Genomic DNA, 15,072 nt, shown 5'->3' with positions numbered 1-15,072 from the left:
CAATGCTGATCCTGGCCGCGGCATTCGCCGCCGAGCCCGTCCCGGCCGGGCTACCGACCCGCGACGGCCTGATCCGCGAGGCGACCGACCGGCTGCTTTACGGCGAGCCGCTGCCGGCGGACATGGGCGACCGGCTGATGCGGCTTTCGCCCGCGGACCGGATTGAGGTCCTGATCTTTCTCAGGCGGTCGGGCATGCTGGCCGGACCGGCCTGGAGCATCGAGCGCCTGCTTGAGCCCGCCAGACCCCAGGGAGCCCAGGAATGAGCATTGCCGAGACAGGCGCAGGCACGGGCTGGGCCGCCCGGCCGCTGATCATCACCGGGGTCTTGCTGCTGATCGTGCTGTCCATGGTCATCCCCATGCCGGCGCGGCTGCTGGACCTGGGAATCGCGCTCTCCATCGCCAGCGCGACGCTGATCCTGGTCATGGCCTCGCTGGTGGAGAAGCCCACCGATTTCCAGGCCTTCCCGGTCCTGCTGCTGGTCTCGCTGCTGATCCGGCTGTCGCTCAACATCTCGTCGACCCGGCTGATCCTGACCGACGGACAAAGCGGCACCGCCGCCGCCGGCCACGTAATCCAGGCCTTTGCCGAATTCGTCGCCGGCGGCTCGCTCCTGGTGGGGCTGACGGTCTTTGCTGTGATCACGGTGGTGAACTTCATGGTCATCACCAAGGGGTCGGGGCGCATGGCCGAGGTCTCGGCCCGCTTCGCGCTGGATTCGCTGCCCGGCAAGCAGCTGGCCATCGACGGCGACCTGAACTCGGGCGCCATCGACCATGACGAGGCCAAGCGCCGCCGCGCCCGCGAACAGCGCGAGATCAGCTTCTTCGGCTCGCTCGACGGCGCGTCGAAATTCGTCAAGGGCGATGCCATCGCCGGCCTGGTCATCACGCTGATCAACCTGTTCGTCGGCCTGGCCGCGGGCGTGCTTTTGCACGGCATGCCCCTGGGCGAGGCGATGAGCACCTATTCCAAGCTGACCATCGGCGACGGGCTGGTCAGCCAGGTTCCGGCGCTGATCACCTCGATGGCCGCGGCTCTGCTGCTGTCGCGCGGCGGCGCCACCGAGACGACGGCAGACCTGCTGTCGCAGCAATTCCTCAGCAACTGGCAGGTTCCCTTCATCAGCGCGGCGGGGATGCTGGTCATCGGCCTGGTCCCCGGCATGCCGACGCCGGTGTTCTTCGGCCTGGCGGCGGTGCTGGGCACGACGGCCTGGTTCATCCGCACCCGCCAGGACCGGCCGGCCCCCAGGGTAGCGCCGGACAAGCCCCGGAGCGCAGCGCCCGCGCCGACCCGCATCGGCGACGTGCTGGACACCGACGAGATCTGCGTCGAGATCGGCGCGGGCCTGATCGTCAGCGCGCTGGACCCGGCGCGCGGGCTGGGCCAGCGCATCACCAACCTGCGGCTGCATGTCGCCCGCGCCTACGGGCTGATCCTGCCCGATGTCCGCATCACCGACGGCACCGGCTTCCAGGACGGCGAATATGTCATCCGCCTGCACGGGGTGGTGCGCGGCAAGGGCGTCCTGCGGCCGCAGGGCGTGTTGGCGCTGGGCGCGGAATCCACGCTCGAGGGGCTTGCGGGCGAAAGCGTGCGCGAACCGGTCTACGGCAGCGCCGCGCGCTGGATCGCGCCGGAATGGCAGGACGAGGCGGCGATCGCAGGCGCCACGGTCGTCACCCCGATGGAGGTGCTGTCCACGCATCTGATGGAGGTGGTCAAGACCAACCTGCCCGCGCTTCTGACCCTGTCCTCGATGCAACGCATGATCCGCGAGCTGTGCGGCGTGTCGGACGAGCATCGCGCCCAGGTCAACCAGCGCTTCTTCGACAGCATGGTGCCCGACAAGGTGTCGCCCGAGATGCTGCTGGCCGTGCTGCGCGGTCTGCTGGAGGAACGCATCTCGGTCCGCAACCTGGTTCTCATCACCGACGCGGTTCACGAATCGCGCAACGCCGCCTCGCCCGAGGCCGTCTATGAACAGGTCCGCAAGCGGCTGCGCGGCCAGATCACCGAACAGTTCCTGGATCAGGACGGTTATCTGGGGTTGCTGCAACTGCATCCGCAATGGGAGGCCGAGATCGCCCGCAACGAGGCCGAAGGCGCCAGGGCCGGGACCAATGCCGTCCCGCAGATCCAGAAACGCCTGGCCGAAGCCGTGCAGGCCACCCTGGCCGAGCTGCCGCCCGGCCTGGAGGTGGTGCTTGCCGTGCCCGACCATCGCCGGCGCCTGGTGCGGATGATGCTGACCTCGGCCGGGATCGCGACACCGGTGCTGGGGCTGGACGAGATCGACCCCGCCGCGCAGATCCGGCTGCGGGGGACGGTGGCGCCATGACGCAATTCCTGGCCGATCCGCGCCTGGCGGCCATGCTGGCCGCGCTGATGCTGACCTATTGCCGGGTGCAGGCCTGTTTCGCGATGCTGCCGGTCTTCTCGGAGCGCGCCCTGCCGGTGCGGGTGCGCACCGCGCTGGCCATGGCGGTCACGCCCCTGCTGGCGGAGAGCGCGCGGCCCCTGGGGGACATCGGCAGCCTGCTGCACCTGGCCGCCCTGGCCGGGGCCGAGATCCTGACCGGGCTGGTTCTGGGCGGGCTGGTGCGGCTCTTCGCGGTTGCGCTGGACATCGCGGCGACGGCCATGGCCGCGACCGCATCGCTGTCGCAGCTGATCGGCGCCGCCAACGAATATTCCCCGCATCCGATCGGCAACCTGCTGCACCTGGCGGGCCTCGCCCTGCTGATGGCCCTGGGCTTTCCGATCCTCGCCTTCGATCTCTTGCGCGAAAGCCTGGTGCTGCGGCCTCTGGGCGACTGGCCGCAGGTCTCCGAGGTGCTGTCCAGCGCCGTCGCGCTGGTCCGGCAGGGGTTCGTCCTGGCCATGCTGTTGGCGGCCCCGTTCATCCTGGGCGGATTCCTGTTCCAGGTGCTGTCGGGCATGATCAGCAAGGTCATGCCCACGCTGCCGGTCGTCTTCATCGTCGCCCCCGGCGCGATTCTGCTGGCCCTGCTGGCGCTGGTCGTGCTGGCGCCCTCGATCCTGTCGATCTGGGCCGACGCGGTCCTTGGCAAGATGGGAACGCTGCTGCGATGAGCCGGGAAAGCAACGACGACAAGCAGTTCGACGCCTCGGAAAGCAAGCTGCGCAAGGCACGGCAGGAGGGCGATGTCCCGCGCTCGGCCGAGCTGCAATCGGCGCTGATGTATCTGGGCTTCTGGTTCGCGGCGCTGTTCGCCACCGCCTGGGCCGCGCCGGCCTGGATCGGCATGGCCGCGCGCGCGCTTGGCGCCGAGCCCTGGCCCGAGGGCGCGGGCCGCGCCGTCACCGACCTGGCCCGCGCGCTGGCGGGACAGGCCGGGCTGGCGACCCTGGCCGGGGTCGCGATCATGGCCTTGCCGATCCTGCTGGGCATGGTGGCCCAGGGCTCGGTCGTACTGACGCCCAAGAAGCTGCTGCCGGATTTCAAACGCATCAACCCGGTCAGGAATGCCGGCCAGAAATTCGGCAAGAGCGGGCTGGTGGGTTTTGCCATATCGCTGGGCAAGGCGCTGCTGGTCGGGGTGGGCGGCTGGTTCCTTTACGCCTCGCTCCTGTCCTGGCTGATGGCCTCGGGCGGCATGCAGGATCTACAATGGATCGAGGGGCTGGGCCTGATCCTGCGCCGGGCGGTGCTCTTGGCGCTGGGGATCGGCGCGGTTTTCGCCGTCATCGACCTGATCTGGAAGCGCCTGGAATATCTCAGGCGGCACCGCATGTCCCGCCAGGAAATGCAGGACGAGCACAAGGAGAATGAGGGCGACCCGCACCTGAAGGCCGCGCGCCGGCAGAAGGGCATGGACATCGTGCTCAGCACCATGCTGGCCGATGTCGAAAAGGCCGATGTGATCATCGTCAACCCGACGCATTTCGCCGTGGCGCTGGAATGGAAGCGCGGCAGCGGCCGGGCGCCGGTCTGCCTGGCGAAAGGCGTGGACGAGGTCGCCCGCCGCATCCGCGAGCGCGCGCAGGAACACCAGGTGCCGGTCTGGTCGGACCCGCCTTGCGCCCGCGCATTGCATGCCACGGTCGAGATCGGGTGCGAGATCAGGCCCGAGCATTTCGCCCCGGTCGCCGCCGCGATCCGCTTTGCCGAGGCCATGCGCAAGAAGGCGCGCGAGGGCTGGGGCAGCGCCCCCCGCCGCCGGGAGGAAGGATGAGACAGGGCCGCGATGCGCTGGCCGGGCTTGAGCGGATCGCCCGGCTCAAGGCGGATATGGAGATGCGCCGCCTGGCCGCCTTTCGCGCCCATGTCGAGGCGATCCGCCACCAGATCGACCGGCTGGAGGCCGAGCTTCAGGCGATCTATCGCACCGACCAGCCGTTTTCCGTGGCCGAGGCGCGGCTGACCAACCTGCTGGCGCGGGAACGCAGCCGGGCGCTGCTGGCCGCCGAGGAAGAGCTTGCCCGGATCCTGCCCGGCTATGAACAGGCCCGGCAGGCGGCGGCGCGCGAATTCGGCCGCGGCGAGGCGGTGCAGGCGCTGCGAAAGGACCTGGTCGCGCGGGCGCGGCGCGACAGGGCGCGGCGGGGCAGCGGATGACGGCACGGGCCTGCGACAAAACGCCGCTTGCCCGGCAAGGCGGAGGGCAGAGACNGGCGAGGCGGTGCAGGCGCTGCGAAAGGACCTGGTCGCGCGGGCGCGGCGCGACAGGGCGCGGCGGGGCAGCGGATGACGGCACGGGCCTGCGACAAAACGCCGCTTGCCCGGCAAGGCGGAGGGCAGAGACCCGCCCTGGCCGGCAGGCCGCCACGGCCGGAGGCAAGCGCGCCCAGGTCGGCCCGGTCCCGGCCGGTCAAGCGTCCCGCCTTGCCCGACGGCCGGCCGGGCCGCGGCGGCGACCCTGGCCGGTACCGGAGCCCCGCGCAGGCGAATCACGCCAAGCGGGCACGGCACCTGAGAATTTTTCTCGCCGCCGCGGCCTTCCCATCCTGCCGGCGCGCAGCGATGCGGGCCGGAAAAGAATGCGCCGCTTCTTCAGGTTTTTGCCGCCCGCGTCACAAGGCCCCCGGCAAAGGCGATTCGTTATTGATCCAAGGGGAATGCTGGGCCAATCAGGCCACACTTTTAGACATATTGCGCTTCACCGCGCAGAACCTTTGCAACGAATCCGGTTTGCCCTTATGAACGGGAAGGCTCGATTTGCGTCGGCGTTACGGTGTCTGAGTTCCGTTCTGCGGAACACGCAGGGCAAGTTAAGGAGTAATCAGGGGGTTCTTGCGGATGCCTAAGGCTCTTCCGGTAACGCGTGGTCGCAAATTCTTGCAGGTGCTGGAAGGCGCCCGGACCATTTTCCTGCGCGATGGATTCGAAGGGGCGAGTGTCGATGACATCGCCCGCGAGGCAGCTGTGTCCAAGGCGACGCTTTACAGCTATTTTCCCGACAAGCGCGTGATGTTCATGGAGGTTTTCCGCAACGAGCTTGCCCGCGAGGCAGCCGATGCCAGCGCCCTGATCGAGGTCGAACTGCCGGTCGAGCAGGTCCTGCCCTTCATCGTGCAGATCATCTCGGCGCATATGATCTCGGAATTCGGGCTGCGCATCTTCCGCGTCAGCGTGGGCGAGGCCGAGCGTTTCCCCTCGCTCGCGCAGGAATATTACGAATCGGGGCCGGCGCTTCTGCGCCAGCAGCTGATCGCCTACCTGGAGCGTTGCGTCCAGCGTGGCGAATTGCGCATTCCCGACCTGGAACTGGCCGCCGACCAGCTGATCGAACTGGCCGGGGTCACGATCCACGACCGCGCCCTGTTCCTGGGACCGCAATCGGTGGACAAGGAGCTTTTGCGCAAGGTGAACCGCAGTGCGGTGGCCATGTTCCTGGCCTGCTATGCAATGGCCGGAACGCGCTGGCCGAAGCGGCCGAATAGGCCGCGGCTCACGCGGTTTCGCGGCAACGCCGCGCCCTATTCGTCAAGGCGCCGCTTCTCATTCTCACGCCGCGCCCTTATGCTGCCGCGCCAGGAATTCCCTTACTGGATGATTGCCGATGACCCGAGCCCTGATCGCGCTTCTTGCCCTTGCCCCCCTGGCCGCCTGCGCCCCGGCCTATGCGCCGGCGCCCGAGCCGGTTCCGGCCGTCGCGCCGCTGCCGCCCGTGCCGGTGGCCGGTGTCAGCGGGCTGGAATCGCGCGAACCCGACGCCTGCCATGCCAAGAACTATGTCTCGGCCCTGGGCCAGCCCGGCAGCATCATCCCGACCCTGGGCGTGACCCGCGACTATCGCGTCGTCGAATATCGCGGCATCGAGCCGCAGGAATACGATCCGCTGCGCATCGTCTTCCGGCTGGATGCGGCCGGCAATATCTACAACATCGATTGCGGCTGACGATGCGGGGGATCGGCCGCTTCCTGCTGCTGGCACCGCTTTGCGCGCTGGCTGCCTGTGTCGCGGCCCCGCCCCCGGCGCAGCCGCCGGGGCCAGAGGCTGACAGCTGCAACGCCGCGCCGTTCCGCGGCCTGGTCGGCCAGCCGCGCGCGGTGCTGGACAGGATGATCCTGCCCGCCGGCACCCGTATCATCGGCCCGCGCGATGCGGTGACGATGGACTACCGCGCCGACCGGATGAACTTCGAGATCGGCGAGAGCGGCCGGATCGCCAAGATCGGCTGTTATTGACACGCATGGCGGCGGCGGGCGAGCCCGCCGCGTCCCCATGCGGCGAGCTTGCGGCATGACGCCGCCGCGGGCCCTGGGCCCCCTTGGGTGGGGCGCACGCCGTATGCCCCGGCCGCCGGCTCTGCCGGGCCGCGCCTTCGGCGACATCCGTCAGGATATGGGACCGGCCAGCCCGGTCGTGCCGCACCGGGCTTGACCCATTCCGAATGCGCGGCCGATCCGGCAAGGGCCGTGCCTTGCCCCGCGCCATGCCCAGGATCGCGGCTATGGACCGGGCGGGGCGGATGTTCTAGACATTTTCCGGGGCAAGCAGGCGGCCGGGCGCCGGCCCAAGGGGGGAGCTGGGGAATTGGCCACGCTGAAGGATGTCGCGCGGGCCGCCGGGCTGTCGGTCACGCAGACCAGCCGGGCGCTGAACGACCATTCCGACGTGAACGAGACGACGCGCAAGCGGGTCAAGGCCGTGGCGCGGTCGCTGAACTATCAGGCCAATATCTCGGCGCGCAAGCTGGTGACCGGGCGTTCGGGCATGGTGGCGCTGGTGGTGCCGCAATCGACCAACCTGGCCGAGGACGGGCTGTTCATCGAGGGCGTCGCCGGGCTTTCGGCACAGTTCTCGGGTCGCGGCATGCAATTCGTGCTGCATGTCACCCGCCCGCAAGAGCCGATCATCGAGGTCTACAAGCGCCTGATCGGCAACGGGGTTCTGGACGGTTTCGTGCTGTTCAGCCCCTCGGACGACGACCCGCGCGTGGCCTTCCTGCGGGAAAACGCCATCCCCTTCGTCGTGCATGGCCGCATCGGCCCCGCGCCCGACCACGCCTATTTCGACATCGAGAACGAGGGCATCCTCTACCAGATGGCCAGCCACCTGACCGGGCTGGGCCACCGGCGCATCGCGCTGATCAACGGCCGGCAGGGGCTGAGCTTCGCCTCGGCCCGGCTGCGCGGCTATCGCCGGGCGCTGGAGGAGGCCGGCATCGCCTTCGACCCGGCGCTGACCCGGCACGGCGAGATGACCGAGGCGCTGGGGCTGGTCTCGACCGTCGAGATGTTCCGCCTGGGCGGCCCGCGGCCCACCGCGATCATCTGCAGCCATGTCCATATCGCCAAGGGGGTCTACAAGGCACTGGAGGCGCTGGGGCTGTCGATCCCCGGCGACGTCTCGGTGATGGCGCATGACGACCACATGCCGGCGCTGCGCGCCTCGGCCTTCTTCCCGGCGCTCAGCGTGACCAAGGCGCCGCTGCGCGACAGCTGGGAGCCGCTGGCCGATTGCCTGGCCGGCCTGCTGGAGGGCCGGCCGCTGAAGGAATTGCAGCGCGTCGGCCCGCATGAGCTGATCATCCGCAACTCGACCGGCCCGGCGCCGGAATGAACAGCCAAGGACCGACCATGACCCTTCCCGACCGTGCCGCGATCGAGGCGATGGACGCGCAGGATCCGCTGCGCCATCTGCGCGACGCCTTCATCCTGTCCCCGGACGAGGTCTATCTGGACGGCAATTCCCTGGGGGTGCCGACCCGCGCCGCGCAGGAGGAGCTGCTGCGCGCCGCCCGCGACGAATGGGCGGGCGGGCTGATCCGCAGCTGGAACGGCGCCGGCTGGTTCGACCTGCCCATCGAGCTGGGCGACCGCATCGGCCGGCTGATCGGCGCGGCGCCGGGGCAGGTGGTGGTGGCCGACACCACTTCGGTCAACATCTACAAGGCGCTGCATGCCGCCATGGCGCTGCGGCCGGGGCGCCGCACCATCGTCGCGGAAAGCGGCAGCTTCCCGACCGATCTCTATATCGCCGAGGGCGTGGTCTCGACCCTGCCCGGCGCGCGGCTGCGGCTGGAGGGCGTGGACGGCCCGGCCATCGAGGACATGCTGGACGCCGATGTCGCGGCGGTGCTGGTCAACCATGTGAACTACAAGACCGGCGCATTGCGCGACATGGCGGCGCTGACCGCGCGCATCCAGGCGGCGGGCGCCATCGCTGTCTGGGATCTGTGCCATTCGGCCGGGGCGCTGCCGGTCGAGCTGGACGCTGCCGGGGCGGATTTCGCCGTCGGCTGCACCTATAAATACCTGAACGGCGGGCCGGGTGCGCCGGCCTTTATCTATGTCGCGCGCCGGCATCAGGGGCAGGCGCGCCAGCCGCTCAGCGGCTGGTGGGGCCATGCCCGGCCCTTTGCCTTCGAGACCGGCTACGAGGGCGACCCCGGCATCCGCCGCTTTCAATGCGGCACCCAGCCGATCCTGTCGATGCGGGCGCTGAAAGGCGCGCTGGCGATCTGGGACGGGGTGGACATGGCGGCGCTGCGGGCGAAAAGCCTGGCCCTGACCGAGCTGTTCATCCAGCTGGTCGAGGCGCGCTGCGCCGGGCTGGGGCTAAGGCTGGAAAGCCCGCGCGAGCCCGCCCGCCGCGGCAGCCAGGTCGCCTTCGGCCACGACCATGCCTGGCCGGTGATGCAGGCGCTGATCGCGCACGGGGTGATCGGCGATTTCCGCGCGCCCTCGACGCTGCGCTTCGGCTTTGCGCCGCTCTACCTGCGCCATGTCGACGTGCTGCGCGCGGTCGAGGCGCTGGAGGAGGTTCTGAAAAGCGCAAGCTGGAAAGACCCGCGCTTTGCCCGGCCCGCCGCCGTGACCTGAAAGAAGGCTTGCGCCCACGCCGCAGGGCACGGGCGCGCGGGGCGGCCTAGTTCAGGTATTTCTCGGGATCGACACTGTCGAAGCCGTTGCGCACCTCGAAATGCACGACGCCCTGGCTGCGGGCCTTGCCCAGCGGGGTGCCGGCGCTGACGCTTTGCCCCTTGGTCACGGCGACATCCTCGAGCCCGGCATAGACGGTCATCAGGTTGCCCTCGTGGCGGATGACGATGATCGGCACCTGGTCGGTGTCGCGGGTGATCGCGGCGACGGTGCCGCTGCCGGCGGCGGAAACCGGGCTGCCGGGGGCCGCGGAAATGTCGATGCCGTCGTTCTTGCCCTTCTGGTAGGTGCGGATGATGGCGCCGTTGGCGGGCATGCGGAACTTGCCGCTGCCCGAGGCGGCGGTGCGGGTCTTGCCCAGGTCGGGGCCGGCCGGCTTGTTCACCGCACTGGCGGCGGGCTGGGTACGCTCGTTCGGCAGGGGCTCGGCCGAGGAAGGCGGGCGCGGCGTCGGGCTGCCGGTTCCGGGCGCGGTGACGACTGCCGTGGCGGGGCGGCTTTGCCCGGCCACGGGGATCAGCAGGCGCTGGCCGATGCGCAGGGTCATGTCCTGCCGCAGCCCGTTCCACTGCGCCAGGTCGTTGACCGAGACATTGTATTTGCGCGCGATGGACCAGGCCGTCTCGCCGGCCGCGACGACATGCTGCTTGGGCTGACTTGCCGCCGGCAGGGTCTGCGCGGTCACGGCCCCCGCCCCCGCGGCCGGGGGCACCTCCGGCTGCCGGACGCCCTGGCCGGCAAAGGGATCGCTGACCTGCCCGGTCGAGGAGACGATGGGCGCCGCCGCAGGCGCCCCGGCAGCCACGCGGCGCGGCAGGGCGACCACCGCGCCGGGATTCAGCACGGTATTGGCCTCGATGGCATTGTACCTGGCCAGCTCGGCCGCGTTCAGCCCCAGCCGGGCGGCAATGGTGGCCACCGTATCGCCCTGCCGCGCGATGGCGACCTGGTAGCCGGGATAGGAGATCACGCCGCGCTGGTCCGGCGCCGGGCGGGGCTGGGCGCGCGCGGCCGCGCCGGCAGTTTCCAGCCCGCCCCGGCCCCAGCGCCGCAGGTCGGGGTCGAAATTGCTGAAATCCAGGCCACCCTGCGGCCCGCAGGACACCAGCGCCATCGCAGCGCCGGCGAGCATCGCCAACTGCCTGATCTTGATCATCTGCCCGTTCCTCACTCTGGACGGCCGGGGGTCATGTCTGTCCCAACCCCTCGACCAGCGGCACGAAGCGCACCTGCCGCAATTCGTCATAGTCAAAGCCGCTTTCGCCGCGCCGCACGCGGATCAGGGTCTGGACCGCATCCGACTGCCCGACCGGCACCACCATGATACCGCCGATCTTCAACTGCGCCAAGAGCGGGCCCGGCGGATCCTCGGCCGCCGCCGTCACCATGATGCGATCGAAGGGCGCCTGCTCGGGCAGCCCGCGCGAGCCGTCGGCGACCAGGGCGGTGATGTTGGGCAGGCCCAGGTGGCGAAACAGCGCCTCGGCCTCGGCCACCAGCCGGCGGTGGCGGTCGATGGTATAGACCCGGCGGCACAAGAGCGACAGCACCGCCGCCTGGTAGCCCGAGCCGGTGCCGATCTCCAGCACCTTGTCGCGCGGCCCCACCTCCAGCGCCTGGGTCATCAGTCCCACGACCGAGGGCTGGCTGATGGTCTGGCCGCAGGGAATGGGCAAGGGCGTGTCGTCATAGGCGCGATCCTCGAAATGGCCGCGCACGAACTCGCCGCGGTCGATGCGCTCCATCGCCTCCAGCACGCGCGGATCGGTGACCCCGCGCTGCCGCAGCGCGAACAGGAAGCGCATCTTGCGTTCGGCAGTCTCGGGATCGTCGCCCATGCCTGGTTCAGCCCTCCTCCAGCACGCCGCGCAATTCGGCCAAGGTCTTGTGGCAGGTCAGGTCCGGCCGCATCGGCGTCAGCGAGATATAGTCGCGCATATTCGCGTCCACGTCACTCTCCGGCGTGGCCTGCGCCGTCTGCGAGCCGCCCAGCACCCACAGGAAGCGCCGGCCGTTCGGCGCGTGATAGGGCTCGACCTCGAAGCGCACGCCCTGGCGGCGGCCCTGCGGCGCGACCCGCGTGCCCTTGACCGAACCCGCGTCGCAGGGCGGGAAGTTGATGTTGTAGAACAGCCGGAAATCCTCGTCCGAGGTCCAGTCTCCATAATCCAGCAATTGCCGGATCAGCCGCGGCCCATGCGCCCGCGCCGCCTGGAACGGATCGTCCAGAACCGCGGTGCGGCTGCCCATGTATTGCGACAGGGCGATGGCGGGCAGGCCCTGCAACGCCGCCTCCATCGCGCCGCCCACGGTGCCGGAATACATCACGTTCTCGCCCGAGTTATTGCCGCGGTTCACGCCCGACAGCACCAGGTCGGGCGGATTGTCCCGCATCACGTCGGCGATGGCGGCAAGGACGCAATCGGCCGGCGTGCCCTCGGCGGCAAAGCGGCGCGGGCCCAGTTCGGCGATCAAGGTCGGATGGACATAGCTGATGCAATGGGCGACGCCCGATTGCTCGAAGGCGGGGGCGACGGTCCAGACCTCGCCGCCCGGTCCGGCGACCTCGGTCGCGATCGCCTCCAGCGTCTCGAGCCCCGGAGCGTTGATGCCGTCGTCATTGGTGATCAGAATGCGCATGGTCTTTCCTGTCCGGCCGCCGCGCCGGGCCGCTGTCCACGCCGCCCGCGTCCCTCGCCGCCATATCTGCCCGTCACATCTGCTTTATCCGCGCCACAGGCTTGCGACAACCCGCGCGAAAGGCCATGGAAGCGTTTGACGCAGGGCTGTTGCCGGGGCAGCATCGGGACAAGGCAATAAGCCGGGCAGGACATGCAGATCTATCTTCCCATCGCCGAGGTGGCGGTCAATGCGCTGGTGCTGATCGGCCTGGGCGGCATCGTCGGGCTGATGTCGGGCCTGTTCGGCGTCGGCGGCGGCTTCCTGATCACGCCCCTGCTGTTCTTCATCGGCATTCCGCCGGCCATCGCGGTGGCGACCGGCGCCAACCAGGTCGTGGCCTCGTCCTTTTCCGGCGTGCTGGCGCATGTCAAGCGCAAGACGGTGGATTTCCGCATGGGCTGGGTCTTGCTGGCCGGCGGCCTGGTCGGTTCCTCGGCCGGGGTGCTGCTGTTCAACATGCTGTCGCGGCTGGGCCAGGTCGATCTGGTGGTGCAGCTTTGCTATGTCGTCTTCCTGGGGCTGATCGGCGCGATGATGCTGCAGGAAAGCCTGCGCGCGCTGCACCGCGCGCGCCGCAGCGGGCCGATCAAGCCGATGCGCCGCCACCAGCACGGCTGGGTGCACAAATGGCCCTGGAAGATGAAGTTCCGCGCCTCGGGGCTTTACATCAGCTCGATCCCGGTGCTGCTGGTCGGCGCCGCGGTGGGCGTGCTGGGCGCGATCATGGGCGTCGGCGGCGGCTTCATCATGGTGCCGGCGATGATCTACCTGCTGGGCATGCCGACCAAGGTCGTCATCGGCACCTCGCTGTTCCAGATCACCTTCCTGTCGGCCTATACCACGCTGATGCACGCCGTGTCCTCGAACACGGTGGACGTGATGCTGGCGGTGCTGCTGATCGTCGGCGGCGTGACCGGGGCGCAGATCGGCACCCACCTGGGCGCCCGGCTGCGGGCCGAACAGCTGCGCATCCTGCTGGCACTTCTGGTGCTGGGGGTCTGCGGCAAGCTAGCGCTGGACCTGTTCCTGCGCCCGGACGAGCTTTACTCGATCACGCCGGGGATCTTGCGATGATCCGGCATGCGCTTTTCGCCGTCCTGGCGCCGGTCCTGCTGGCGCTGCCGGCGAATGCGCAGCCGGCTATCCCCGAACAGCCGCCCGAGCAGATCGTCGCCGGGCTGTCGCGGGACGACGTGGACATCACCACCAGCTTCGACGGTTCCGAGATCATCATCTACGGCGCCATCAAGCGCGAGACGCGGATCCCGGCGGGCGAGCCGCTGGACGTAATCGTCACGCTGGAGGGGCCGGCCCAGGCGCTGACCGTGCGCCACAAGGAACGCCGGCTGGGCATCTGGGTCAATACCGGCCGGGTCAGCATCGGCTCGGCCCCCAGCTTCTACGTGGTGGCGACGACGCGGCCCCTGCACCTGATCCTGCCCGCGGCCGAGGACCAGCGCCACCGCATCTCGATCCCGCTGGCGATGCGCGCCTTTGCCGGGCCGATGGAGGTCGAGGATGCCGTGCCCTATACCGAGGCGCTGATCCGCCTGCGCCGCGCCGCCGACGTCTACCGCCAGGACGACGGCGCCGTGCGGCTGGCCGAGGAGACGCTGTTTCGCGCCGATGTCCGCCTGCCTGCCAACCTGGTCGAGGGCGTCTACAGCACCCGCATCTTCCTGTTGCGCCAGGGCCGGGTCATCGACACCTTCCGCGCGCCCATCGAGGTGCGCAAGGTCGGGCTGGAACGCTGGCTCTATCGCCTGGCGCTGGAGCAACCCTTCATCTACGGCATCATGTCGCTGGCCATCGCGGTGGCGGCGGGCTGGGGCGCCTCGGCCGCGTTCCGGCTGGTCAAGCGTCCCTGACCGCGCCGCGGCGGAACGGCCCCATCTCGGCCAGGATCGCCATTTCCTCGCCCACCGCCTCGCGTTCGCGTTCCAGGTAATCGGCGATGGCCTTGCGAAAGCCGCGGTCGGCGACCCAATGCAGCGAATGGGTCTGGCTGGGCATATAGCCGCGCATCAGCTTGTGTTCGCCCTGCGCGCCCGCCTCGACGCGGGACAGGCCATGGGCGATGGCCCAGTCGATGGCCTGGTGATAGCACAGTTCAAAATGCAGGAAGGGGTGGTCCTCGACACAGCCCCAATAGCGGCCGTAAAGCGCGTCCCGGCCGATCAGGTTCAGCGCACCGGCGATGGGCCGGCCGTCGCGCTCGGCCAGGACCAGCAGGCAGTCGTCGCGCATGGTGTGGTGCAGGATGTCGAAGAAGGCCCGGGTCAGGTATGGCCGGCCCCATTTGCGCCCGCCGGTATCCTGATAGAAGCGCCAGAAGGCGTCCCAATGCCCGGGCCGGATCTGGTCGCCGGTCAGGCTGTGGATGCTGCCGCCGAAAGCCTGCGCCCGCTCGCGCTCCCTGCGGATCGCCTTGCGCTTGCGCGAGGACAGCTGGGCCAGGAAATCGTCGAATGTCCGATAGCCCCGGTTCAGCCAGTGGAACTGCTCGCTGGCGCGGGGCAGGAAACCGGCCGCCTCGCCCAGCCGCGCCTCGGCCTCGGTGCAAAAGGTGACATGCGCGCCCGACAGGCCCGATTGCTGCGCGAATTGCGCCATGGCCGCCAGCAGCGCGCGCTGCACCGCCGGGCTGGAGGCGATCAGCCGCGGCCCGGTGACGGGAGTAAAGGGCACAGCGCATTGCAGCTTGGGGTAATAGCGCCCGCCGGCCCGCGCATAGGCCTGCGCCCAGCCGTGGTCAAAGATGTATTCGCCCTGGCTGTCGGTCTTGACATAGCAGGGTGCCGCGCCCGCCACCTGCCCATCCAGCCGCGCGACCAGGTGGCTGGGGTGCCAGCCCGTCCCCTCGCCGACCGAGCCCGATTGCTCCAGCGCCGACAGGAAGCGATGCGTGGTGAAAGGGGTGGCGTCCGCCCCGCAGCCATCCCATTCGGCGGCGTCGATCCCGGAAATCGCAGGCAGGACGGAAACGGCAAGCTCGCTCATGCGGGCAACATAGGCGCGGGCGCGGCGAT

15 protein-coding genes and 1 pseudogene are annotated in these 15,072 nt (G+C 69.5%); 12 read left to right on the top strand and 4 right to left on the bottom strand.

What is annotated here, in order from left to right; genetic code table 11:
- Positions 1-2: 2 nt before the first annotated feature.
- The 10 genes and pseudogenes from ACDP63_RS12980 to kynU all read left to right on the top strand — a co-directional run bounded on the left by ACDP63_RS12980 (position 3) and on the right by kynU (position 9,301).
- Positions 3-266 carry a hypothetical protein gene (locus tag ACDP63_RS12980; protein ID WP_231486588.1) on the top strand — a complete coding sequence of 88 codons (264 nt, stop codon included), beginning with the start codon at positions 3-5 and terminating at the stop codon, positions 264-266.
- On the top strand, positions 263-2,347 hold the full coding sequence (locus tag ACDP63_RS12975) for a flagellar biosynthesis protein FlhA (RefSeq protein ID WP_024842713.1): 2,085 nt from the start codon (positions 263-265) through the stop codon (positions 2,345-2,347). Before ACDP63_RS12980 ends, ACDP63_RS12975 begins: the two co-directional genes overlap by 4 nt.
- On the top strand, positions 2,344-3,102 hold the full coding sequence (locus ACDP63_RS12970) for a flagellar biosynthetic protein FliR (protein ID WP_024842714.1): 759 nt from the start codon (positions 2,344-2,346) through the stop codon (positions 3,100-3,102). The genes ACDP63_RS12975 and ACDP63_RS12970 overlap by 4 nt, the downstream gene beginning before the upstream one ends.
- Positions 3,099-4,205: a flagellar type III secretion system protein FlhB gene (gene flhB, locus ACDP63_RS12965; RefSeq protein ID WP_024842715.1), complete on the top strand. Its 1,107-nt coding sequence runs from the start codon at positions 3,099-3,101 to the stop codon at positions 4,203-4,205. Before ACDP63_RS12970 ends, flhB begins: the two co-directional genes overlap by 4 nt.
- Complete coding sequence (locus tag ACDP63_RS12960; RefSeq protein WP_024842716.1) at positions 4,202-4,588, top strand: hypothetical protein; 387 nt, start codon at positions 4,202-4,204, stop codon at positions 4,586-4,588. Before flhB ends, ACDP63_RS12960 begins: the two co-directional genes overlap by 4 nt.
- Positions 4,589-5,269: 681 nt before the next feature.
- Positions 5,270-5,818, top strand: a pseudogene (locus ACDP63_RS12955) (TetR/AcrR family transcriptional regulator); the annotation flags it as partial.
- Positions 5,819-6,032: 214 nt separating this feature from the next.
- Positions 6,033-6,371: a hypothetical protein gene (locus ACDP63_RS12950; RefSeq protein ID WP_024842717.1), complete on the top strand. Its 339-nt coding sequence runs from the start codon at positions 6,033-6,035 to the stop codon at positions 6,369-6,371.
- 2 nt (positions 6,372-6,373) lie between these two features.
- The gene (locus tag ACDP63_RS12945) at positions 6,374-6,661 is read left to right on the top strand and encodes an I78 family peptidase inhibitor (RefSeq protein ID WP_028709784.1); all 288 of its coding nucleotides are present in this window, start codon (positions 6,374-6,376) and stop codon (positions 6,659-6,661) included.
- A gap of 349 nt (positions 6,662-7,010) precedes the next feature.
- Positions 7,011-8,039 (top strand): substrate-binding domain-containing protein, encoded by a 1,029-nt coding sequence (locus ACDP63_RS12940; RefSeq protein ID WP_024842719.1) that lies wholly within the window; start codon positions 7,011-7,013, stop codon positions 8,037-8,039.
- Between the two features lie 17 nt (positions 8,040-8,056).
- Entirely contained in the window at positions 8,057-9,301 is a 1,245-nt protein-coding gene (gene kynU, locus ACDP63_RS12935) for a kynureninase (protein ID WP_024842720.1), read from the top strand.
- 46 nt (positions 9,302-9,347) lie between these two features.
- On the opposite strand, the gene ACDP63_RS12930 is transcribed toward kynU, so the two are convergent.
- From ACDP63_RS12930 to surE, 3 genes are read right to left on the bottom strand one after another with little or no spacing between them, the layout of a single operon-like run.
- Positions 9,348-10,517 (bottom strand): LysM peptidoglycan-binding domain-containing protein, encoded by a 1,170-nt coding sequence (locus ACDP63_RS12930; protein ID WP_024842721.1) that lies wholly within the window; start codon positions 10,515-10,517, stop codon positions 9,348-9,350.
- 31 nt (positions 10,518-10,548) lie between these two features.
- Positions 10,549-11,199 (bottom strand): protein-L-isoaspartate(D-aspartate) O-methyltransferase, encoded by a 651-nt coding sequence (locus ACDP63_RS12925; protein ID WP_024842722.1) that lies wholly within the window; start codon positions 11,197-11,199, stop codon positions 10,549-10,551.
- Positions 11,200-11,206: 7 nt separating this feature from the next.
- Entirely contained in the window at positions 11,207-12,001 is a 795-nt protein-coding gene (surE, locus tag ACDP63_RS12920) for a 5'/3'-nucleotidase SurE (RefSeq protein ID WP_024842723.1), read from the bottom strand.
- A 192-nt stretch (positions 12,002-12,193) separates the two neighbouring features.
- Between surE and ACDP63_RS12915 the strand changes: the two genes are divergently transcribed.
- Positions 12,194-13,117: a sulfite exporter TauE/SafE family protein gene (locus tag ACDP63_RS12915; RefSeq protein WP_024842724.1), complete on the top strand. Its 924-nt coding sequence runs from the start codon at positions 12,194-12,196 to the stop codon at positions 13,115-13,117.
- Entirely contained in the window at positions 13,114-13,911 is a 798-nt protein-coding gene (locus ACDP63_RS12910; protein ID WP_024842725.1) for a TIGR02186 family protein, read from the top strand. Before ACDP63_RS12915 ends, ACDP63_RS12910 begins: the two co-directional genes overlap by 4 nt.
- Here the strand turns inward: ACDP63_RS12910 and ACDP63_RS12905 are convergent.
- Positions 13,898-15,043 carry a GNAT family N-acetyltransferase gene (locus ACDP63_RS12905; protein WP_024842726.1) on the bottom strand — a complete coding sequence of 382 codons (1,146 nt, stop codon included), beginning with the start codon at positions 15,041-15,043 and terminating at the stop codon, positions 13,898-13,900. The two genes, ACDP63_RS12910 and ACDP63_RS12905, sit on opposite strands and share 14 nt — an antisense overlap.
- Positions 15,044-15,072: the final 29 nt, after the last annotated feature.

Origin of the sequence: Paracoccus sp. P2, assembly GCF_046335115.1 — a bacterium.
Taxonomy (GTDB): Bacteria; Pseudomonadota; Alphaproteobacteria; order Rhodobacterales; family Rhodobacteraceae; genus Paracoccus; species Paracoccus pantotrophus.
The sequence above is the reverse complement of the archived record's forward strand: the minus strand, read 5'-3'. Positions and strand labels throughout refer to the sequence as shown.